This window comes from Streptomyces sp. NPDC090442, from assembly GCF_044769405.1.
In the GTDB taxonomy this organism is placed as follows: domain Bacteria; phylum Actinomycetota; class Actinomycetes; order Streptomycetales; family Streptomycetaceae; genus Streptomyces.
The window spans coordinates 1-19,760 of sequence record NZ_JBIVXW010000110.1 but is presented as its reverse complement, the minus strand read 5'-3'; the positions used below and the strand labels follow the sequence as shown (position 1 = coordinate 19,760).

At 70.0% G+C, this 19,760-nt stretch carries 22 protein-coding genes; 7 read left to right on the top strand and 15 right to left on the bottom strand.

The window, feature by feature from the left end; genetic code table 11:
• Window positions 1–90: 90 nt before the first annotated feature.
• The 5 genes from ACIQU6_RS41435 to ACIQU6_RS41415 are packed head-to-tail and all read right to left on the bottom strand — an operon-like array spanning window position 91 to window position 1,767.
• Window positions 91–444, bottom strand: a complete 354-nt coding sequence (locus ACIQU6_RS41435) for a hypothetical protein (RefSeq protein ID WP_403487332.1) — start codon at window positions 442–444, stop codon at window positions 91–93.
• 3 nt (window positions 445–447) lie between these two features.
• Entirely contained in the window at window positions 448–990 is a 543-nt protein-coding gene (locus ACIQU6_RS41430; protein ID WP_403487330.1) for a hypothetical protein, read from the bottom strand.
• Window positions 987–1,208 (bottom strand): hypothetical protein, encoded by a 222-nt coding sequence (locus ACIQU6_RS41425; RefSeq protein WP_403487328.1) that lies wholly within the window; start codon window positions 1,206–1,208, stop codon window positions 987–989. Before ACIQU6_RS41425 ends, ACIQU6_RS41430 begins: the two co-directional genes overlap by 4 nt.
• Window positions 1,205–1,471: a hypothetical protein gene (locus tag ACIQU6_RS41420; RefSeq protein ID WP_403487326.1), complete on the bottom strand. Its 267-nt coding sequence runs from the start codon at window positions 1,469–1,471 to the stop codon at window positions 1,205–1,207. The genes ACIQU6_RS41425 and ACIQU6_RS41420 overlap by 4 nt, the downstream gene beginning before the upstream one ends.
• Window positions 1,468–1,767: a hypothetical protein gene (locus tag ACIQU6_RS41415; RefSeq protein WP_403487325.1), complete on the bottom strand. Its 300-nt coding sequence runs from the start codon at window positions 1,765–1,767 to the stop codon at window positions 1,468–1,470. Before ACIQU6_RS41415 ends, ACIQU6_RS41420 begins: the two co-directional genes overlap by 4 nt.
• A 263-nt stretch (window positions 1,768–2,030) precedes the next feature.
• On the opposite strand from ACIQU6_RS41415, the gene ACIQU6_RS41410 reads away from it, so the two are divergent.
• Window positions 2,031–2,774 carry a GntR family transcriptional regulator gene (locus tag ACIQU6_RS41410; RefSeq protein ID WP_403487323.1) on the top strand — a complete coding sequence of 248 codons (744 nt, stop codon included), beginning with the start codon at window positions 2,031–2,033 and terminating at the stop codon, window positions 2,772–2,774.
• Between the two features lie 67 nt (window positions 2,775–2,841).
• Here ACIQU6_RS41410 and ACIQU6_RS41405 read toward each other — a convergent pair whose 3' ends face one another.
• From ACIQU6_RS41405 to ACIQU6_RS41395, 3 genes are read right to left on the bottom strand one after another with little or no spacing between them, the layout of a single operon-like run.
• Window positions 2,842–3,117, bottom strand: a complete 276-nt coding sequence (locus ACIQU6_RS41405; protein WP_403487321.1) for a hypothetical protein — start codon at window positions 3,115–3,117, stop codon at window positions 2,842–2,844.
• Entirely contained in the window at window positions 3,114–3,584 is a 471-nt protein-coding gene (locus ACIQU6_RS41400) for a hypothetical protein (protein WP_403487319.1), read from the bottom strand. Before ACIQU6_RS41400 ends, ACIQU6_RS41405 begins: the two co-directional genes overlap by 4 nt.
• 21 nt (window positions 3,585–3,605) lie before the next feature.
• The gene (locus ACIQU6_RS41395; protein ID WP_403487317.1) at window positions 3,606–3,917 is read right to left on the bottom strand and encodes a hypothetical protein; all 312 of its coding nucleotides are present in this window, start codon (window positions 3,915–3,917) and stop codon (window positions 3,606–3,608) included.
• Window positions 3,918–4,104: 187 nt separating this feature from the next.
• Here ACIQU6_RS41395 and ACIQU6_RS41390 point away from each other — a divergent pair, with 187 nt between their 5' ends.
• The 5 genes from ACIQU6_RS41390 to ACIQU6_RS41370 all read left to right on the top strand — a co-directional run bounded on the left by ACIQU6_RS41390 (window position 4,105) and on the right by ACIQU6_RS41370 (window position 10,158).
• Window positions 4,105–4,374, top strand: a complete 270-nt coding sequence (locus ACIQU6_RS41390; protein WP_403487315.1) for an acyltransferase — start codon at window positions 4,105–4,107, stop codon at window positions 4,372–4,374.
• 185 nt (window positions 4,375–4,559) lie between these two features.
• Window positions 4,560–5,486, top strand: a complete 927-nt coding sequence (locus tag ACIQU6_RS41385; RefSeq protein ID WP_403487313.1) for a hypothetical protein — start codon at window positions 4,560–4,562, stop codon at window positions 5,484–5,486.
• Between the two features lie 14 nt (window positions 5,487–5,500).
• Window positions 5,501–6,052 carry a telomere-protecting terminal protein Tpg gene (gene tpg / locus ACIQU6_RS41380; RefSeq protein WP_403487311.1) on the top strand — a complete coding sequence of 184 codons (552 nt, stop codon included), beginning with the start codon at window positions 5,501–5,503 and terminating at the stop codon, window positions 6,050–6,052.
• Window positions 6,052–7,758, top strand: coding sequence for a telomere-associated protein Tap (tap, locus tag ACIQU6_RS41375; RefSeq protein ID WP_403487309.1), 1,707 nt, complete (start codon window positions 6,052–6,054; stop codon window positions 7,756–7,758). The genes tpg and tap overlap by 1 nt, the downstream gene beginning before the upstream one ends.
• A 177-nt stretch (window positions 7,759–7,935) precedes the next feature.
• A complete protein-coding gene (locus ACIQU6_RS41370) occupies window positions 7,936–10,158 on the top strand; it encodes a DUF6884 domain-containing protein (protein ID WP_403487307.1) in 2,223 nt (740 codons plus the stop codon).
• A 69-nt stretch (window positions 10,159–10,227) separates the two neighbouring features.
• On the opposite strand, the gene ACIQU6_RS41365 is transcribed toward ACIQU6_RS41370, so the two are convergent.
• Window positions 10,228–11,316 carry a hypothetical protein gene (locus ACIQU6_RS41365; protein WP_403487305.1) on the bottom strand — a complete coding sequence of 363 codons (1,089 nt, stop codon included), beginning with the start codon at window positions 11,314–11,316 and terminating at the stop codon, window positions 10,228–10,230.
• On the bottom strand, window positions 11,313–11,981 hold the full coding sequence (locus ACIQU6_RS41360) for a hypothetical protein (RefSeq protein ID WP_403487303.1): 669 nt from the start codon (window positions 11,979–11,981) through the stop codon (window positions 11,313–11,315). The genes ACIQU6_RS41365 and ACIQU6_RS41360 overlap by 4 nt, the downstream gene beginning before the upstream one ends.
• A gap of 118 nt (window positions 11,982–12,099) precedes the next feature.
• Between ACIQU6_RS41360 and ACIQU6_RS41355 the strand changes: the two genes are divergently transcribed.
• Entirely contained in the window at window positions 12,100–12,915 is an 816-nt protein-coding gene (locus tag ACIQU6_RS41355) for a hypothetical protein (protein WP_403487302.1), read from the top strand.
• Here ACIQU6_RS41355 and ACIQU6_RS41350 read toward each other — a convergent pair.
• The 5 genes from ACIQU6_RS41350 to ACIQU6_RS41330 form a co-directional block, all read right to left on the bottom strand.
• Window positions 12,912–13,364 carry a hypothetical protein gene (locus tag ACIQU6_RS41350; RefSeq protein ID WP_403487300.1) on the bottom strand — a complete coding sequence of 151 codons (453 nt, stop codon included), beginning with the start codon at window positions 13,362–13,364 and terminating at the stop codon, window positions 12,912–12,914. The genes ACIQU6_RS41355 and ACIQU6_RS41350 overlap by 4 nt on opposite strands.
• 500 nt (window positions 13,365–13,864) lie before the next feature.
• Window positions 13,865–14,041: a hypothetical protein gene (locus ACIQU6_RS41345; protein WP_403487298.1), complete on the bottom strand. Its 177-nt coding sequence runs from the start codon at window positions 14,039–14,041 to the stop codon at window positions 13,865–13,867.
• The gene (locus tag ACIQU6_RS41340; RefSeq protein WP_403487296.1) at window positions 14,035–14,946 is read right to left on the bottom strand and encodes a hypothetical protein; all 912 of its coding nucleotides are present in this window, start codon (window positions 14,944–14,946) and stop codon (window positions 14,035–14,037) included. The genes ACIQU6_RS41345 and ACIQU6_RS41340 overlap by 7 nt, the downstream gene beginning before the upstream one ends.
• A gap of 265 nt (window positions 14,947–15,211) precedes the next feature.
• Window positions 15,212–16,354: a TniQ family protein gene (locus ACIQU6_RS41335; protein WP_403487294.1), complete on the bottom strand. Its 1,143-nt coding sequence runs from the start codon at window positions 16,352–16,354 to the stop codon at window positions 15,212–15,214.
• Window positions 16,351–19,641 carry a DUF3560 domain-containing protein gene (locus tag ACIQU6_RS41330; RefSeq protein ID WP_403487292.1) on the bottom strand — a complete coding sequence of 1,097 codons (3,291 nt, stop codon included), beginning with the start codon at window positions 19,639–19,641 and terminating at the stop codon, window positions 16,351–16,353. The genes ACIQU6_RS41335 and ACIQU6_RS41330 overlap by 4 nt, the downstream gene beginning before the upstream one ends.
• Window positions 19,642–19,760 lie beyond the last annotated feature (119 nt).

Genomic DNA, 19,760 nt, shown 5'->3' with positions numbered 1-19,760 from the left:
CAAGGTTGTTCGGCTCCGTGCCGCCACCCTGCCGCACTCCGAACGCCCTCAAGAAACCAGCTACTCGAAAGATCAAGCGATCAAAAACACTCACTCAAGCATGACCGCGAGGCATACGGTGATGAAGAGCGGCAGTCCCTCGCCGTTGAGGGCGCGGAGCTGGAAGTACAGCGCGGCCACGATGCCGCATGTCATGGCGATCAGGGCGCCGACGGTGTCACCCTCGCCGCCGAGCTTGCCGACCAGCTCGGCGCGGGCCTTCTGCCGTTCAGCCCGGCGGCGGGCCTTCTCGCGCTTCTGCTCGGCGCGGAGTCGGCGGGCCTCCTCGCGTTCGGCGGCGCGGTCGACTCGATCCTGTTCGCGGTCTGCGAGTCGGTCGGCGCGGTCCTGTTCGCGGTCTGCGGCCCGGTCCCGACGGCGCTCGTCGTAGTACGTCGTGCTCACGTGTCAATCTCCTTGCGGGTGCCCGGTGCCGGGCTGGGGGGTGGCCGCCGAGGCGTCTTCCTTGCGGGGGGTAGCCGGGGGCTCCTCGGGCGGGCAGTCGAGCAGGAGGGAGGCGAGGACGGCGGCCGGGGTGGTGGTAGCTGGGGCGGCGGCCGTGAGCTCGTCGAGGAGATGCGGCAGCACTACGAGGGCAAGCCGGCCCCGGAACTCTGATCCGGCCGGGTCCTTCGCGGCGGTGAGCAACTCATCTCGAACCGCGGTGAGTTCGGCGCGGGCCTCGTCACGCTCGCGATATGCCTGCCGGTGTACGGCGTAGGCCCCTTCGAGCTCGGCGGCGATCTCGTCGAGGAGGACGCGCAGCTCGTCGACTTGGGTGCGCAGCTCGTCGACGGTTTCCTCGGCGGTGTTCGCGAGTTGGGCCTCGAAGCAATACGCCTGGCACCAGCGGTCGGCCTCGGCGTTGTACCGCTCGGCGCGGTCGTTGGCGTCGGCAAGGCTATTCAGCGTCGCCGCACCGATGATGCGGAGGAGGTTCTCGATCCTCATTCCGTGACCTCCTGGGCGAGGAGCTGCGCGAGGGGGGTCGGGGTACCAGTGCGGGCGGTCTCGGCGCGGCGCTGCTCGGCGACGAGCCAGCCGCAAAGTCCGTCGGCGTGCGCCTGCTCGTGGGTCGTACGGTGAGCGGCGAGCATCTCGGGGGCGACCCACCAGCGGCACCGGGTGCGGGCCTTGACGGTGCCGGACACGACGGCGCGGCGGCTCATGCGGTCACCCCCGCTCGGCGAGTGCTGTACGCGGCGGCGGTGCGGTAGGCGAGGCGCAGTAGGAGCCCGGCGCAGGCCAGGAGAGCGGCGGCCTGCGTGCCGGTGACCAAGGCCGTCATGAACTGCACGGCGACCGGTGCGGCGACGTAGACCAGGCCGGCGAAGAGGAGGACCAGGGCCAGGAGGGCGGCGGGGTGCAGCCGGTCGGCGGCCGTCAGCAGCGTGCGCAGCGTCTGAGCGGCGCGGGAGGCGTCGAGCTTCACGCGGCCCACCCCTCGGCGAAGTCGTCGCCCTCGCGCTCGACATCGGCGACGATGCCGGCGATCAGGTCGAGGGTCGCGTCGCGGGGGATGAGGCCCGAGTCGCACATATCGACCAGCGCGTACAGGCGGGTGAGTTCGTCGAGCTCGTCGGCGTCGCCCGCGAGGGGGCCGAGGACGAGGTCGATGTCGATGCCCAGCTCGGCGGCGAGATCCAAGCGGCTCGGGACGGCTCCGGCGGCGCTATCGGCCGCGCCGATTCGCAGGTTGACGACGTTTTCGGGCATGGTGGTGCGCACGGCGGATCACAACTCCTCTGGTGAGTTGCCCGCTAGCGGCCCCTGGCGTGGACGAGACGCACGGGGGCCGTGCCCTTTTGGTAGGGCGACGGGCCACGACTCGGCGCCCCATTCCTAGGAATGGACGACCGAGATAGACGATGCCACCCACGCACCACCATGTCAACGTCATTCCTAGGAATGGGAATGTCGTGGCGTTGGCTTGTGCTTGACTGAACGCATCAACGGGAGGAGCACAGGGCATGGCCCCAAAGTGGAGAGAGTTGGCGGACCGCCTCGCCGAGGAGATCCGCAACGGGACTCGGCCGCCTGGCTCAACACTGCCGCACATTCCCGAACTCGTCGCCGCCGGCGAAGGATCGAAAGCGACAGTGCACAAGGCATACCGAGAGCTGGAATCACTGGGCTACGTCGCCGCCCGGCGCGGCCGGGGAACCGTGGTTCTCAGCCCTTCGCCACGGGTGACGTTGAACCGGCACGAGCGCGACGCCGCTACTCCTGACTCATGGGCCAGGGCAACCGCCGAGCAAGGGCTCGACGGACGAACCGAGGCGGAGCCCCTGACAGTTCTCGACGCCCCGGCCGACATCGCCGAGCTCCTGGACGTCCCCACCGGAACACCCGCCATCCGATGCCGCCGCCGCGCCATGATCGGGGCCACCGTCGCAGCGCTCCATGAAGATTGGTATTTGGTCAGCACCGCCCAGGCGGCAGGGCTCAATCAACCCGAGCAGACCGAGGGCGACGTCCTCGGCCTGCTGACTGCTGGGGGTATCCGCCCGTCCGCGGTCGAGGAATCCGTATCAGTCGCCCCTGCGACATCTGACCAGGCCGCCCAACTCGGCATCGGACCGCAATCGCCTGTACTAACGGTGGACCGCATCACCCGCGACGGCACCGGCCGTGCGATCGAGGTCGCTCGACTCGTCGGGGGCACCCACCGGTTCCGGCTGGTGTATACCCCACTCCCCCGGCAAGTTGGCGAAGCGCCAGAACAGCCCCGTTGATGCCTTCACCCCAAACATGAGCAACGCCCGATCCGTGTCAAGGGTCGGGCGTTGCTCACGTTTCAGGTCAGGGGCCGGACACGATGGCGACGATCAGCACCTCGCGGCGGGCCTCGTCGATCCGGTACAGGACGCTGGTCCACGCCAGTCGGCCGCCAACGTCGAGTAGGGCGGTATAGAGGCCGCCGACGCGGTCCGGGTACAACTCGCCGCAGGCGTACGGGGCTTCGGCGACCTGCTTCTCGAACCCGAGGACGTGCGCCCGTTCCTCGACCGTGGCTGTGGCCAGTCCGGCGCGGCCGGTTTCGCTGTAGACGACGGCCCACGGGGTGCCAGCGGTCACCGACCCGCCTCCTGGTGGCCGTCGGCGAGGATCTCCTCGGACGTGTAGCGCGGCGCGGCTGGGTCAGTCGAGGCTGCGACAGCGGCGAGGATCTCGGGCCGGGTTCGCATGACGAGGCGGTGCCGCCACGCGCGGACGAGGGCGGCGTACTCCTCGGGGTCGTCCAAATCGAGGTCGCCGAGCTGAGCCTCGAACTCTTCGCGGTCTGATGCCGAGGCCGCGGCGAGGGCGGCACGTAGTTGCGTAACGGTGCGGGGGCCGCCGCCGTGGTGTGTGCGGTACGGGTTGACGGGTTCCTCTGCGGGGAGGGCGCTCATCGGGGTCACTCCTGGGCGGGGGCGGATGGCGAGGGTGATGGTGCCGTGGCCGCTGTTGTTTTGCTCGTACGGCGTGCCGGTGGCGTCAAGGGGCGCGCGAGTCAACGTGCCTACGGACAGGCCCCGTTGGTCCGTGGGTTGACTGTCCATGGCTCCTCCGCTGCGCACTGGTCAGGCTGCGGCCTTGCTGCTTGCCCTCTTGGTGCGCGTGGCCTTGGCGCTTGGCCCCTTGCGCGCGGCCTTGGCTGCCTCGCGCTCCTCGGCGGCCTGGGCCAGCCATCCCGGGTGCTGGTCTTCAATGAGGGTTCGCAGGTATTGCGAGGCGATGCCGGCCTCTCGGGCGACGGCAGACAGGTGGCCGTAGGCGACTGAGGTCATGGCCTCCTTAATCGCCGCGTTCAACAGGGCAGTTTTGGCCTTCTTGGCCTTGGTCTCGTAGTCCTCGGCCGTCTCGCGCAGCGCCGCGATTCGTTTGGTGGTCATGCGTCGAGGATGACACGACCGGAGACGCGCTACAAGCGACACTTGTAGTTGGGGTGTAACCGTGGAAGAGTGTGCCCGGTCGGGCCGGAACTTTGGCCCCCTCTCACCTGTTGTTATGAGTCCAGCTCACAAAAGATGAGGTCAGAGCATGGGGAAATTTTCAGCCGCCCTGAGTTCCAGCGAGCGCATGCTCCGGATCACCGTCGCCGCCCTGATGCGTGCCACGGGCGACAATCAGACGAGTCTCGCCGTGGGCCTGCGGATCACTCAAGGACAGGTCAGCCGGAAGCAGAGCGGGCAGGCCGCATGGTCTCTCGGCGATCTCGACCGTCTGTCCGCGCATTACGGCGTCGCGGTCCCGGATCTCCTGTGTGGTCCGACGCATGCGGTAGAGCGGCTCTCCTCCCACCGGCTCGCTGCCGTCGTCGGTGGGTCACGGGAGGTCATTGCGGTCTGACTCGACACAGGCCGTGGGCCTGATCCTGGACCCCGCTCCACATATGCGAAAAGCCCCGTGGGATCACAGGAGGTGGCACTCCTACCCGCCGGGACTCTCCGCATGGGCGACCTACTCAAGGTCCGTGGCGGAGTCTACCCGGGCACTCCTGGGCCAGACACCGCGGCGGAAGGAAAGGCCATTTTGTGGCACACCGCGAGATCAACCCAGATGATTGCGCAAACTGTCGGACTGTGTTCGGCGCTCTGGTAGACCGTCAGAAAGTCGACCCCGATACCCCTCTCACCACCGAGGAGATTGGTCGGATCGTCGGCCTGAAAAAGCGCGCCGCGCAGGTCCACTTGGCGCACCTGTTCGCGTGCGGCCGGATCGACGCCGACCGTCGCACGCCGCTGTACGGGATGAGTCAGCCGGTCCTGTTCGGCGCCCAGGAGTGGGCGGCGAGCGTCCTTGCCCCCGACCCCACCTGTGCGAAGTGCCTCGTCGCCCTCGCCGGGATCGGGTGGGAGGGGCAGGTCTCCATGGAGGAACTCGCCGGGATCGTGGGCGTTGGCCTGCGGACTATCGAGAGGCACCGGCCGCACCTGGTGCGCGCGGACCTTCTCGCCTTCCGCGCGGTGCCGGTGCGTAAAAATGGAAAAAATCTGGGCCGGCGCCCGGATCGATTCCGGCTCATGAGCGGACTCACCGCTCCCCGACTGGAGGGCGCAGCGCTGGCAGCGGTGCCGGCACTGGCCGATGCCATCGTTGAGCGCGTGCGCTGGTTCACCAACGTCACGGAAGTCGAGCGCGCCCTCGCCGCACGGTCCGTGGCCTGGTGCCTGCGCAACGGATGGCCGGAGGATGCCCTCCTGTCTGCTCTCGATGCCACGGAGAACCGCCAGGCGTACAACCCTTCGGGCTACCTCGCAAAGTTGTTGCGCAAGTTGCCGACCGAGTACGTCATCCCGGCTCAACAGGTGGCCGCTCCCGCTCCGCGCCAGACCGTTTGCCGGATCTGCCGGACCGCCGTCAAGACCTCGTTGTCTGGCCATGTCCTGTGCGGCGGTGCTGTGTGCCTGGAAGTCGGCACCGCTGACCAGCCGTCCGCCCCGATCTTCCGTATCGCCTGAGAGGAGCTGTGGCCATGGGAAAGATTCTCGACGCTATGCGAGCGCGGTTCCAGTCGCGCGGGACCCCCAAGACCGCGCGGGGACAGTTCAACGCCCTGATGCGCAAAGAGAAGAACAACACGGCGCGGGTGGCTGAACGTCTCGGCGTCTCCCGCCGGTCCGTGCAGCGGTACGTCAAGGGCGAGCGGGACATCACCAAGTCAACTCCGAAAACCCTCGACCGGTTGCAGGAGGAGGCTGGCAAGGATCACCAGCCGCGCGTTACGGCCAAGTCGCAGAAAGAGGCCGAGCGGCGAGGCATGACCATCGAGACGCGGGCCCAGTTCGGGTTTACATCGGCCGAGGGCAGCACGGATGACCCGCGAATGCGTCGCCTCACTGAAGAGGTTCCCGATCACCTGATTCCGCAGGTATTCGACGCCCTGCGAGCGGGTGACGAGGACGAGCTAAACCGGCTCCTTGGGCAGGCGCTCGCCGAGGAGTATTTCCGCACTCCCGGCACGGCCGCCGAGGGCCTCGACGTCGAATTCACAGACATTGACTACATCGAGCTGGACTACCGGTGATGACGTTGACCGAGAAGACCTACACCGCTCCCCTCCTGGTCCTCGACGCCGAGGATGGCGTCCTCGTCGGTCACCGTCCCGATGTGACACGCGTTGACGTGCCGGCGGACGTCGCGGATCTGGTGACGGCGGCAGAGTGGGCCGTCGCGTATGGCCTGGGCGCCGGTCCGCTGTCGCAGCATGGCGAGGCGGCCGGACCGCTCTTGGTCCTCACCGTGGGTGCTGTCGAGGCCCTCGGTCTGCCCGCTCGCCTCGACGACCGCAAGCGCCTGCGGGTGCCAGACGATCATCCGGCGGTCAAGGCCGTGGAAGAGGGCGGGTGGCAGCTCTCCCGCGCGGGCCTGGCCCCGTGGTCCTTCCTGTTCCGGGACCGCGCCGAGGTTCACGTCGCCACGGTGCCGTGGGGCGCGCTCGCCGATCATCTGCGGTGGGGCGGCATCGAGGACGTCGCCGTCGACCCGGCCGCCCTCTCCTATGTCCTCGGCCTGTACGCCGAGCGCGTGATCACTCCCAGCGGATCAACGGCCGCTTGCAGCCTCGCCCTGATGACCGCCGTCCGACCGCCTACGCGACTCGTGCGCCGGGCTGGGCGCTTCCAGCGGGTACCGGTCGAGGGGTCCCTCTCCGCGCCAGTCGACCCGGCTTTGCCCGAGGCACCGGACGAGCACCCGCTCGCCAAGGACCGCACCCGGGAGGAGTCCAGGAGCCCCGAGCACGTCATCAATGAGGAGGCGTACGACTGGTATCGGGAGCCGACCGAGGCCGAGGCCGCCGCGCCGTACGTCGTCGGCATCGACGTGAACACCGCCTTCCTGGCGGCGGCGAACCGGCTCACGGTGGGGATCGGTGAGGCCGTCTACACCGACGGGCCGCAGTTCGACAAGAAGATTCCGGGGTGCTGGCTCGTCGACCTGTCCGGCGCCGAGCTGCGCACGAAGGATCTCGCCACGAAGGAGTGGAAGACACTCCCGGCCGAATTCCCGAGTCCGTTCACCCCGGACGGGAAGAAGCCGACGGGCCCGGCCTGGTACGCGACGCCGACCCTGGCGTACGCGGTCGAGCTGGGGATCGAGGTCCGTCCCCTTGCGGCGTGGCTGCGGCCCGAGGCGGGCGGGTACCTCGACCTGTGGCACAACCGGCTGCGGGACGCCTACATGGACACCCTCGCCGATCTCGGCATCACGGCCGACATGGACGAGGAGGCGTTCCTCGCGGGCATGGCCACGATCAAGGAGCGCGACCCCGAGGCCGTCGCCCTCCTGTCCGCGATCAAGCAGACGGCGAAGGGCGGTATCGGGAAGCTGCGGGAGAAGCCGCAGGGGAAGCGCGAGGGGCGACACGCGCCGTGGCCGGCACTCAAGAGGCCGACATGGCGGCCGGACATCCGCGCCGCGGTGATCAGCGCGGCCCGGGTCGGCGCCCACCGGAAGATGGTCAAGACGTGGAACGCGACGGGGCTCGTCCCGCTTGCGATCCTGTCGGACTGTGTCCTCTACCCCTCGGCGTACGCGACGGCCCGCGCGGTGGTTCCGCGTAAGCCGGACGGGACGCCACTGCCCGGCGGGTTCCGCCTCGGCCCGAACCCGGGCTACTGCAAGGAGGAGGGGGTCCGGCCGATGTCGTGGTACAGGGACGTTGTCGCCAAGGCCGCCAACCCCGGGCGGTTCATCAAGGAGGGGCGCGACGCCTTCCGCGAGGGCGAATAGGCACCTGTCGAAGGGGCCCCGGTCATCTGGACGCTACCAACAGCATCCATCTGGCCGGGGCCCCTTCCTGTTGCCCATCACCGCAAGATTCAGCATGACTCACAGTTTTACTTGTAGTTGTGTTGCAAGTGCGGGAAGGTGTCCGGAGATCAGCACCCGAGCACAGGAGCCCGCCGAATGCCCGCCGAGTACGCCACCCGGACCCGGATCGCCGTCGACCGCGGCCACGCCGAGGCCGCCGTCGAGTTCCCCCCGGCCGCAGGGAAGGGCAAGGCCCGTGCCGCCGCCGCCCGCCGCCTCGCTGCGATCTACCGGGTAACGGCCCGCCACCCGTACAGGACGTTGCACTACAACCCGGCCGGGTCCGACGCCCCCGAGCCGACGCCCGACGAGCTGCGCCTCGACGTGTCCGGCGACCCCGAGCGCGTCGCCCGCTACCTGTCCGCCGTCCCGCGCTACCTCGCCCAGGTCGAGGCCCTCGCCACCAAGGCCGCCCGCACCTACGGCCAGTGGGCCCGCAGCGCGGCGGGGGAGGAGGCCCTCGAATACGTCGATGCCGGCGGGGCCCGCGCGTACGCCCGCCGGTTCCGCGCCGATGCGTTCGCCGCTGTCGCGGACTGCTTCGGGATCTCCTCCCTTCCCCGGCACGTCGACCCGGCCGCCCCGATGTGGGACCAGGCCGCACGCATCGCGTGGGACCTCGTCAAGACGGAGGGGCCGGTCTCCCTGTACGCGATGCACGACGAGACCGAGGCCGAGGAGCTCCTCACCGCCGCGGACCGCACGCCGGACCCCGCCGCCGAGGCGTTCGAGCGCGAGCTCGCCGAGCTGCGCGCCGCCGAGTCCCGCCGCAGCGCCCGCCTGTTCGCCGCCCTCGACGGCGAGGAGTTCTCGGCCGACGAGGCGCCGGTCGAGGAGGCCGCGGCCGAGGACGTCGTCGAGGACCAGGAGGACGAGGAGCTCCCGGCCGTCGACCTCACCCCGGTACAGCGCCGTTGGCTGCACACCGCCGCCGCGCACCCGGAGGGCCTCCTCCCCGAGGCTCCGAACCTCCGGACTGTGCGCGCCCTGGGAGCGGTCGGGCTCGTCGAGTGGGCGCCGCGAACCTATGCCTCCTGGGCGGCGCCCGTAACCGAGGCAGTGTTGAAGCCTCGGGCCGGGGAGGTTCGGATCACCGCGGCGGGCCGCCGCCGGGCAGCGCACGAGGAGCGCGAGCGCGTCGTGATCGTGGCATGCGGGGGCCGTAAGGCGGTGTACGCCGACGGTGTCCGCAAGGGTCAGCCGGTGATTAGCGCGCCGGCTGGTGAGCTGTACGTGGGGAGCTATCACCGGGCCATGCGCCGCGCGGCCGACGCCCTCACTCGGGGCGGCCGGTCCGGGCGGGTGCTGATCCTGTCGGCCAAGTACGGGTTGGTCGAACTGTCGCAGCGCCTCTTGAACTATGACCTCCGGGCCGGCGCCTTGGGCACGGTCGACGGTGAGACGCTGCGCCGGCAGGCGCATGAGCTCGGGATTTCCGGGGCGGCTGTGACGGTGCTCGGCGGCCGAGCGTACGTCTCGCTCGCCGAGGAGGTATGGAGCGACGTTGCCGCGCCGCTGGCAGGCACGCGGGGGATTGGCGAGCAACTCGCCCGGCTCGCGGCCACCTACGACCCGGGGCGCTCCGTCGTCGGGGCCGCGGCCGAGGGCGCCATCGAGGACCAGGGTCAGGAGGGCGAGGAGCTCCTCAACTCCCCCGCCTCACGGCCCGTCGAGCTCGTGCCCGCAGTCGGGCCTCACGGGCGGGCGCGCCGACTGTCGAAGGGCGCGCGCTGCGCCAACTCCCCCGTTCCCTGCCACGTCGGGCGGCGCGACAAAGGAGGGGATACGAGGAGTGGAGGAGGGACGTGTCCCTCGAACTGGTGGAGCGTCGCGCAGCGCACCGCGCAGCGCTTCAGCGTCGGGCACGGTGAGCGGGTGCAGCGCCCTGTGATCATCCTCGCCACCGCCCTTGCCGTACTGATCACCGGTGGGTGCATGACCGTTAGCCCGCGTCCACGGCCTGCGCCCTCCGCTTCCGGTTCGACGGGCATCACTCATGCTCCGGCCCGTGAGGAGGTCATCCGGACACGCCCCGTTGCTCCCCCGTCGCCCTCCCTGGCCGCCCCGCGCCGCCGGGCGGCGGGACCGCCTCAGCCCGTCCGTCCCGCCCCGGCGGGACGTCCTGCCGTACCGCCGCAGGATCGCGGGGGCCGGCCGTCGGCATCGGCGCCGGCCCGCGCTCACGGCCCGTCAGCCTCTCGGCCCACGCGCCGGCCCACGCGCCGGCCCTCACAGCGGCCCTCACAGCGGCCAGTTCGCCGTCCGGCCGCGGTTCCGAGCTACTCCATGCGGGACGTCTGCGAATCGCCGACGGGGTGACAGACCCGAGGCTCGTAGCGCTATGCCGCAGCGTCTACGGGCACTGATGATTGTGTGGGCTCGCTCGCCTCACGCGTCGGGGAAGTTGGCGGTTGCCCGCTTCATGTGGCGCTCCAGCTCTAGAGCCAACTTCCGGGCCTTCTTGGCGTTCGCCGCCTCGGCCGCTGCGTACGCCGTGGCCATCCCGGTTGTGTTGTGTGCGAAGTCCCGGGCAAAAGCTACGTACTTTCGGAAAGTCTCCAGTGGATCAGCTTTGTCTTGGCCCTTGCTGCTCTGCGGGTTGGCGTCCTTGCCGTCGCTGGCCCGTGCGAGTTGGCGAGCGCGCTCGATGAGCTCCTCGCGGTCGAGTTCCTCCTCCTTGCGTCGAGGGAGCTGCGTCACGATTCCCTTGATCGCCCTTTCGCTGACGCTCTTTCGCCCGGTCTCGTCGGCGACGGCACGGTACATGTGGGCGGCGGTCTCCTCGTTGTAGTCCTCACGGATCGGGGAGAGCGCTTCGGCCGCGCGTTGCGAGATGATCAGTCGCTTCTCGGGGGTCTTCTGCTGGGGGTCCGGGTTCGAGTCCCGCATGCGGGACTGATCAGTCGAGTCCGGTTCGTGTGCCCCCTCGACGAGAGTCTCGCCGAGGAGAGGTGGACCCGAGTCCCGCATGCGGGACTGATCGTTCGATTTCAGTTCGATTGCGGGTTGACCTGCGATTATCGCGGCGATACCCGCCCCGGCGATCTGCCGGTACGCGTTACTGGTGGACATTCCCGCAACGTCCGAGATGAAGTCCTTAGCCGTCGCGTAGTCCGCCCGCCACAGTCGACCACGCAGAGAAATCTCAAGCGCCCTCGCGGCCACCCACCAAGCGTCACGGAGCTGACGGAATGACCGTTGGCACGTCTCCCAACGCTCCTGCTCCTCGGCGCTCAGTGGCCCCGTGAGGTCCTCCGGCGCGTCCACCATCACCGGGAGATCCGCAAACCCCATCATCGGCTCGGCGCGCCCCTGCGCGATGACCGGATCGGCCTCAGCGGCAGGCGTCACGGCAGTCAAAGCGCCACCGCCCGCCCCTTCCGCTCCCGCGTCCTGCGCCTCTCCGGCACCCCGCCCCCCTGCCCGGCGCTGCTTTCGCTGCTCGCGCAGCTCTGCTGCCGTCGGCTTCTTGCTCACTTACTGATCCACCCTCGCGTTTCCAACTCCGTGACCAACTCGTCGAAATGCGTCCCCTTTGCCTCCACGGGCATTCCCTCGCCCGTGGTGGCGTAGAGCTGGATAGCCGGGATGACCGTGCTCAGAACGTCCCAGTCGTCGTCGCGCAGCGACGTGCGGATCGAGTCCATCGTGCGCGTGGTGCCGGCCTGATTGCGGCAGAGCAGCACGGGATGGGGAGGAGGCGTGCCATCGGCGCGCTTCGCCGACGCGATCTTGATGAAGGCATCCATGGGCAGCTCGTCCATGCGCTCAACGTCGCTGTTGGTCGTGGCGCAGTTGATGAGCGCGAGATCCGCAATGCGCATGACGCTGCGGCCAATGCCGAGGTGGTTCTCCAAGTGGCCGCAGTCCACTACTCCGATGTGGCCCGCGGGGAGCAGCGTCGGGGCCTCCTCGTGCAAGCGGCTGTTCGCCACCCGGTGCACCTTGAAGTACGGGCGCTGGCCTTCCGGTTGCGGCTCGTCGGGGTCGGGCTTCACCGCGTCCCACCACCGCCAGAGCTGCTCACTCTCGTCAGCGTCGATGCCGACGACGGGGTAGCCGCGCTCGTGCAAGGCGTGCAGGAGCCACCACGTGTTGGTTGTTTTCCCTGTTGATCTCGGGCTGATGCTGGCAATCCACATGCGCCGAACGATATCGGCCCGCGGGGCACGGTTGTTCATCCAAAGCGCGGGCTCGACCTGATGAAGACATGCGTCGCCTGGCGCGCAATGCTGAAGGTAGGGATAGCGAGGAGAGCTCATGGAATCCGAGCATCAGCCCGAACCCGTCGAGGGTGCCGTCGTCGAGCCGCTCACCGTCGAGGCGGCCCGCGCACTGACTCTCGGCATCCGGCAGGCCCTTGACGATGCCCGGGCAGCGGTCGGCCGCCTCGCAGGTCGAGTCAAAGCCGCGCATGATGCCCGGGTCTGGACGGTGCTTGGATACCACACGTGGGCCGAGTACGCGACGGCCGAGTTCAACGTGTCACGCTCCCACGCATACCGGCTCCTCGACCTTGCCCGAACCACCGAGGAGATCACCGGGGCTGTGGCCGCGCTCGGCGTGCTCGCGCCTGTGTCCCACGCGGGGGACATTCCGCTTGAGCTTCCGATCCGAGCCGTCGTCGAGCTGCGGGGCCGCATGGGCGAAGTCCGCGACGTTCTCGCCGAGCGGCTGCAAGAGACGTACGACGCCCAGGGCGGCCACCTCACCCCGGAAGCGGTGGCCGCCGTCGTGCATGACGTTGTGGCCGACGTCCGCCGCCGCTCGGACGTCACGCCGGACGAGCTCGACGCAATCGAGCTCCCGGAAGGCGCCCCGTACACCGTCGCCGACGTCCGCGAAGGTCGCCGACTCGTTGCGCAGCTCCGAGACACGGACCGCCAACTCGGGGCGCTCGCTCTTGAAGTAGCCCCCGCGTACTGGTCGGAAGAACGGGCCGCGGGGCCGCTCTGCATCCTCGCCAACGAGTTGGGAGGAGAGGATCTCCAACTCTTGCTGGCCTGCCGCCGGTACGTCACCACGGGCGATTACCGCGCCGTCGAGGAGTACCGGCAGGCGGCCAGCCTTATCTAGAGGTGCTTGTCCCACCTGCCGGGCCACCGCCACTCGTAGGCCACCCGCCGGGCCCAGTACGCGCGATTGATGGCCGCGAGGTGCTCCTCGTACGAGGTGGGCGGGTTGGTCGACACGCGGTCCCACTGCTGTCGGTAGTAGTCGTCAGCTCGCCGGAACGCGTAGTTCGCGCGTGGCGGGTACAGATCGGCGCTGGTATCGCACGCTTCGACGTCCCCGCTCAGGGCGAGTAGGAACTCCCGCAGGCGCGGACGGGCTTCCTTCGCGGCAAGGACGGTGAGCGCTTCCGCGATCTTGGCGCGCCCCTCGATCGCCATCTCAGCGGAAGTGAGGCGCCTGGGAATCCGGCTGGTGCGCTTGCGGACCACGTTGATTGCGGCCTGGTGACTCTCACCGGTCACCGCCGAGCGTGCTCGGGCCGCGTTCTTCCGCGCGTGGTTTCTGGCCATCTGGTGTCCCATCCGGCGATCGGCCCGCGATCCGACGCGCCGTGAGAAGGGCACCGGGAAGTCTTCGGCTGTACGCGGTGATGATGCGGAGCACCTTCGGGCCGACGCTACTGTTCGCGGCCAGTAGCAAGGCCAGTACCGACACCAGGCGGCCCGCTCAGGATAGTGGGGTTCGGGGGCGAACCCGCCGCAGAGGCACCGTGGCCGGCACTTGCGCCGCGGTTCGCGGGATGAAACCGCAGGTCGCGCCGAACCCGCCATTTCGTGCACCCCTCTCATGTCGAACCCGCCACCACGTGCACCCCCGTGGGGCGTCGCCCCTGGCCCCGCGTCCCGTGACCTGCGGGAGCGGGTTTGGTTGGCCGCTCTGAACCCGCCAAACCGTGCACCCCCTCCCCACCTGCGCCTATGAGGGTTTCTCATGCTCTATGACCTGGGGGCATACGCAGCCGTGCCCGGCCTCGACGAGGAGGCCGGGCGCGGCTGGTCAGTTCGGCGGCCTACCAGTCCATAGCCAGGCCGCCGAGGCGGCCGTCGTGCGGGTCGGGGTCCTCGCCGTACACCGCCCCGTCGTCATAGCCGCTGTAACCGGCGTCGAGTAGGTCGCAGGTGCACGTACCGCCCTCGTAGACGATCTTGTCGCACTCGCTGTCGTGATGATCGAGACGGTTCACCATGCGTGCGGCTCCAAGTCATCGGCTGCGGGTCGGGCAGGGGCGGCGGGGACGCGGGAGTGTGCTCCCGCTCCGAGTTCGCCCTCGTCGTGCCCGTTCTCCGGCGGTCCACCGATCGGCTCGACGCCGTTCCCTGGTCCATCGTCGAGGCGGTCGAGGCCGTCCTCCTGGTCCTTCTCGGCGAGCGCCTCCTCGCGCTCCTGGCCCTCGCCGTCGTACGGGTCGTAGTCGTCCTCGGGGGCGGGGTACTCGGCGGGGTCGAGCTCATCCTCGTCGTCCTCGTCAAGGATGCCGTCGGGGAAATTGGGGTGCCTGATCCCGTGGTAAATGACAAGCACGCTGCCGTTGGCGCTGCCGTCGGAGAGGGTCCGCTCCGTGCCGTCGAGTTGACTGCGCTCCCGTGCCTCACCCCACGGGATCTCGGAGACCGTGACCGTACCCTCGTAGACGTTCAGGCAGTCGTCACACCTGTGGGTGTCGTACCAATCGGTGGTGCCGAACATCGAGCCCGGGTGGCGGTCGAGGTGGACGAGGCGCCCGCCGCACGGTCCGTCGACGAACTCGATTTCGCACAGCTCGCCGTGGTGGCACTTGATCCCCGAGCAACGGCACCGTTCCGTGGGCTCGTTGGGACGCCACACTGCCTCGGCGTGCGCTCGCTGCTCGGGAGTGGCGGTTTCAGATAGCGCACGGACGCCCAACTCTTCGGCAGTGATACCGAGCTCGGCCTCGGCCTCGGTGGGCTGGAGTACGTACTCCACGGCGGCCGGGCCGGATACCGGCGCGGCGGTGGTGGCAAATTCGGCGGCGGCCTCGGCCCGGACGCGCCGCAGTGCCGCTTGATAGTCGAGGCCCTCGGTTTCTTGAAGTGCGCGAGCGGCCTTCTGTTCGGCGTTCCTCTTCGGCATGACGATGCCCTCCGTGGTCCGGGTGCCGGTCCCCACGCAACCCACCCAGACAGGACGGATCGTCAGCATGTTGCAACGACCGGCATCCCGGGGGACCTTCGTACCGTCGGCGCCCGTGCACGGCGTGGGCGTGCGAGCAGCGGTAGGGGCGTAGTCGCGCCCTCAAGGTCACCACGGTACCGGCTCACTACACGGCACGGGGCCATCAAAGCAAACCCGGAATTGGCAAGCTGCGCGATTCTGAGGCTCGCGTTACGGGTGTGGTTCACCTCTTGGGCGGTCGGCCGGTGCACCCCGGGTAGGGCACCCATCGGCAGCTCGGCGCGCGGCCGTTGCAGCGCGGACATACGGCCGTTGTGGACGTGAGAGGCAGGCCGTACACCCACATGAGGCAGGAGGGCGCCCGGAAGGGACCGGGTTCGGTCGGGCGTCGGTGCAGTGCGGGGAGGCGGTTCCATCGGCGGTCGGCGGCTGTGCGGCCGGACGGCGTGCCGGCGGGCTCGGGCCGGTGCTGCTCTAGCCAGTAGTCGAGCGGTGCGCGCTCCTGCCGGGTGAGGGTGCCGGCGGGGACGAGCTCGGCGACGACGTCCTCGACCCAGGCCGCGGACGATGCTCCGCGCTTCCGGCGCCGCTCCTCCCATGACCACATGAGCTCAGCGAGGGTGACGGCCTCCGGATATGCGACGACGGGTGCGGCCCGGCGGCGGTGCCGGGTCATGCCGAGGGCCTCCTCGCGGATGCGCCAGACGTCGGCGACGCCTCGTCCGCCGTCCCGGCCGGGGTCACGGCGGCGGGGGAGGGACACCCACCACCACAGCATCACTTGATGAGCGTCCGCGAGGAGGGCATCGCCGACGGGGCCCAGGCGGTGGACGAGCTGTCGGTGTCGGTGCAGCGCCCATCCGAGATCGGGGACGGGGGCGGTGTCGACAAGGTACCCGCCGTCATCCCCGGCGAGCCACCGACGGCCGCAGGGGCACGGCCGCCAACGGTGGCCGGTAGCGGCGAGCCACGCCCCGGGTTCCATGCACAGCGGGCAGGCCGGCAGGGGAGCGGCGCCGAGCTCGTCGGGCCACGGCACGATGCGCGCGGCCCCGACGTCGGCGACGCGGTCCGAGTGCGCGCCGGGGAGGGCTCGGGACAGTTGGTCGGCGTCGCGGTCGACAAGGGAGGCGAGTCGTGCGAGGGCCTCGGGGGAGAGGAGGAGCTCCTCCCGGCGGGGGTCGAGGTCCCCGTCGGGGAGGTCGAGGCCCTCGTCGAGGGACCGCAGGAGCCGGGGGAGATCAGGCCCGTTGGCGGCAGCGGTGCGGGCAAGGAGAGAGAGCGTCGTCTCGCCCGAGATCAGCGGGACCCGGATCGGGATTGCGAGGGGAGTCTCCGTCGAAGGTGCCCGGTCGGTGTGAGTCATGGCGGCACGGTTGCACACCGGCTCGCCAATACGCCGCCACTCGGGGACGGTTCCCTCGGACATGCAGATCGCGAGTATTGGCGTGATCCTGTCAAGCCTGGGGGAGCGTCGACCCGGCCCGCCGGCCGGATGCCAGGCGGCGGACCCCGCTCCCTGCACCTTGGCAGGGACCGCCCCACCCGGCCGGACGCCTGTCGCGTTCCCTGTCGTGCCCCCTGTCGCGCCGCACCCTGTCGTGTGCTGTGACCTGCGCGAACACCCCCTACCCCCCGGGCGTGCGGCCGGCGCGACAAGGGGGCGCCGACTGGGGCCACTACCGCCGGCGGCTGCGGCGCACTCGGCACCACCAGGGCCACGCAGTCTTCGTCGCCCTCCTCGACGGCCCAGCCGCAAAGGTCGACCCGCTCGACGGCCTCGAACGCCCACAGCTCGGCCTGTTCGTCGTCAGGGTGCTCCTCGGCGTACGCGGTGAGGACCTCGGCCGCCGTCTGGCGCTCGGCAACAGCCGGATGACCGGCGACGGTCCCGAGCGGCGCCGCCGCCTCCTCCTCGGACTCCTGGTCCTCATCGGCAGCCACGGGCGCCGGGGCAGGAGTCCACCCACACCCGTCGCACCGACCGCCGCGCACCTCTCGGCACTGGCGCGCCGGACAGCGCCCGACCCTCTCTGTTGGCGCGTGCGCGTCAAGTTCCCGGAATTGCGCCACCACCCGAGGGGCAGCGACGCCCGGAACCGCGCCGCCGTCGCCCTCCCACGCCTCGGCCGTTCCGGGGTCGGACACACCGGCCGGAGCCGGAGCGCTCACCGTCTCCGCCGGCGCGATCGGCGCCGGGGCGGCCTGGTCCTGGTGCTCGGCCGCCCGCTCCGCCTCGGCAGCCTCCGGGGCGGGCTCCGGGGCGACGTCGCGCGGGTCGGCGGGGATCGCCTCACCCGCCAGGGCGGCCCGCATCTGTTCGGCCGACATGCGCCCGCTCACCTCGTTGTAGGGGAGCGTGTACGTGCTGCCCTTGTGCCGGGTCTCAGCCGTTGCCGCGCGGGTGACCACGCGGCAGCCGCCGACAGCGCCGACGGCGCCGCCATCAAACGCGGCAAGGATGTGCGGCACGGTCACTGTCTTGGCGTTGACCCGGGTCACCTCGTACCAGGACTCCCGCCACCACACGAAATCACCCTTCACGAAGTCGGCCCGCCCCCACACCTTGAAGCCGCGCCGCTCCGCCTCCTTGATCGTCTCCGCCCAGTACGTCAGCTCTTCGTCATACTCGGCCAGACGGCGCGTCAGCTCCTCCCGGCGCACCTCGGACGGCTCGCGTCGCCACACATCAGCCTTACGGCCCTTGTCGTCAACGCCGTCCCGCTCGCGCAGAACGCCGCGCCGCTCCGCCTCCAACTTCTCGATACGGCGCAGCGTGCGCCCCGGGTTCTTCCGGTACCGCTCGTAGGCATCCGCCGCCGCTGCACGGGATGCCCAATAACCGGCCCGCTCGCCCTCAGCGATGCTCTTGCGCATCGCGTTGTGCATGCGCTCCTGGTCCCTGCGGGCGCGCCTCTCCGAATGGTGGCCCACCAGGATGGGCTGACCCATCCAAAACCGTTCGCCGATCCGGTCCGAGGCATCCCGCGCCGACTGCGACGCCGCCGCCGCACGTCCGGCCCGGTCCGCGAACCGCTCCACCCGCTGCTCGGCCGCATCCACGCGGGCGGCCTCCCTCTCCGCGAACGACATGCGCTCTTCGATCACCACAGCGCACGACAGGCCGAGTGCGCGCACCGCGTCCGCCGCCCGGTTGATCTTCCACCGGTCGGCGACCTTGTAGCGGCTGCCACGGATGAAGATCCCCGGGGTACGCCGGTAGGTCCAGCCCAGCGGGCGCAACGCTTCCCACACCCCGTCACCCTTGGAGGAGCCCTCAACGGTGGTGCCGTCCTCGTGGGTGTGCCGGATGACAATGTCCGCCGTCTCTGCCCCCTCCTCCGCCTCCACGACGTCCCCGGGCAGGGTGAGCGCGCGCAGCGCCGCCGGAGAGTGCCCCATGACCCTTGCGGCGCACTCGGCGCAGCGCGGAGCACAGCCGGGCACGTCCCACAGCAGCGCCCCGAACCCGCCACACGTATTTGCCGCCGCGCAGTCACCGCGCCTGGCAGGCTTCGCCCAGTCGATCGGCATAACCGCCACAGCCGCCACGGGCCTTTTTGGCGCGTGCGCGTCAAGTTCCCGGGAAAACCCCCCTTCCCCGCCGGGGGAGCGATCCCCGTTTGAAGCGTCCGCGTCAAATCCTGTGGGAGATGCCGGCTCCGGAGCGGTCTCCGCCGCGTACACCGGGGGCGGGGTGGTCACGCCCGGAACGGCGCCGCCCTCGCCCTCCCATGCCTCGATCGCGTCCGGAGCGCTGTCGACGTCCGGCAGGGCGCGCACGGGCGCAGCAACCGAGGCGGGAACCTCGGCCGGAGCGTCGGGGACCGTCAGGCCCGAACGGCGCGCCGACTCTGCCAGCCACTCGACGCCCTCACGCGCCTCGTTGACGTAGTGCACAACTGCCCCCGAATCGTTGCGCTCGACCGCGGCACGCGCGTACCGCAGCGCCGTACGCGCCCCCGCATCCACCCCGTACACCCGCTCTTCGTCCTCGTCCGTCAGATCAGCCACGTACGGCGACCACACCGACCACACCCGCTCAAGATCAGCCGCAACCGTGGCCAAGTCCGCGGCAGCTTGCGCCGCTTCCGCCTCGGCCCGCTCGCGCTCCGCCCGAACCTCAGCGCCGATCCGGGCGAGCGTCGCCGCGCCGTCCGCATGCCCCTCGGCCATCGCGCACACGAACTCCGGGCGCTGCGTGATCGCCCACTCAGCGAACGCGTTCCCGCACTCCACCCACGTACCGGTCACGGTCGTACCGTCGGGCAGCGTCACCACGTACCCGGCATCCGTACGCACCGTGGCCCGTGCGCTGAGCATCGCGCACCCCATCGGAACAATCGCGCCGTCAACAACCGCGCCGCCCACCATGCGCACTGCCGCGGGGAACCGCTCGACCGCGGCGCGCGCGTCCGCCACCGTGACGACTCCGCGGAGCACTGCCGCGCGCCCCTCGTACGACCCACCGTCGGCGAAACCGGGGCGCGTGAACACGCGCTCCCCCTCGGCCACATCAAGGCTGTAGCCGGGGTCGACCGGCGCGCACGTCTCAGCGTCGTTCTCCGGCCCGTTCCCCTTCGGGGCCGACTCCTCTACTGCCTCCACGGGAAACAGCCCCTCAGACGCGCACTCAGCAGCGATCACGGTCACGTCAGCAGTGAAGCGGCGCGCCTTAGTGAGTGTTTTTGATCGCTTGATCTTTCGAGTAGCTGGTTTCTTGAGGGCGTTCGGAGTGCGGCAGGGTGGCGGCACGGAGCCGAACAACCTTG

What these genes read in the sequence shown, in the direction of transcription:
- ACIQU6_RS41430 (WP_403487330.1), bottom strand. Translation starts at nt 990, where the DNA reads ATGAGGATCGAGAACCTCCTCCGCATCATCGGTGCGGCGACGCTGAAT.
- ACIQU6_RS41425 (WP_403487328.1), bottom strand. Translation starts at nt 1,208, where the DNA reads ATGAGCCGCCGCGCCGTCGTGTCCGGCACCGTCAAGGCCCGCACCCGG.
- ACIQU6_RS41400 (WP_403487319.1), bottom strand. Translation starts at nt 3,584, where the DNA reads ATGGACAGTCAACCCACGGACCAACGGGGCCTGTCCGTAGGCACGTTG.
- ACIQU6_RS41395 (WP_403487317.1), bottom strand. Translation starts at nt 3,917, where the DNA reads ATGACCACCAAACGAATCGCGGCGCTGCGCGAGACGGCCGAGGACTAC.
- ACIQU6_RS41390 (WP_403487315.1), top strand. Translation starts at nt 4,105, where the DNA reads ATGCTCCGGATCACCGTCGCCGCCCTGATGCGTGCCACGGGCGACAAT.
- tpg (WP_403487311.1), top strand. Translation starts at nt 5,501, where the DNA reads ATGGGAAAGATTCTCGACGCTATGCGAGCGCGGTTCCAGTCGCGCGGG.
- tap (WP_403487309.1), top strand. Translation starts at nt 6,052, where the DNA reads ATGACGTTGACCGAGAAGACCTACACCGCTCCCCTCCTGGTCCTCGAC.
- ACIQU6_RS41370 (WP_403487307.1), top strand. Translation starts at nt 7,936, where the DNA reads ATGCCCGCCGAGTACGCCACCCGGACCCGGATCGCCGTCGACCGCGGC.
- ACIQU6_RS41360 (WP_403487303.1), bottom strand. Translation starts at nt 11,981, where the DNA reads ATGTGGATTGCCAGCATCAGCCCGAGATCAACAGGGAAAACAACCAAC.
- ACIQU6_RS41355 (WP_403487302.1), top strand. Translation starts at nt 12,100, where the DNA reads ATGGAATCCGAGCATCAGCCCGAACCCGTCGAGGGTGCCGTCGTCGAG.
- ACIQU6_RS41350 (WP_403487300.1), bottom strand. Translation starts at nt 13,364, where the DNA reads ATGGCCAGAAACCACGCGCGGAAGAACGCGGCCCGAGCACGCTCGGCG.
- ACIQU6_RS41345 (WP_403487298.1), bottom strand. Translation starts at nt 14,041, where the DNA reads ATGGTGAACCGTCTCGATCATCACGACAGCGAGTGCGACAAGATCGTC.
- ACIQU6_RS41340 (WP_403487296.1), bottom strand. Translation starts at nt 14,946, where the DNA reads ATGCCGAAGAGGAACGCCGAACAGAAGGCCGCTCGCGCACTTCAAGAA.
- ACIQU6_RS41335 (WP_403487294.1), bottom strand. Translation starts at nt 16,354, where the DNA reads ATGACTCACACCGACCGGGCACCTTCGACGGAGACTCCCCTCGCAATC.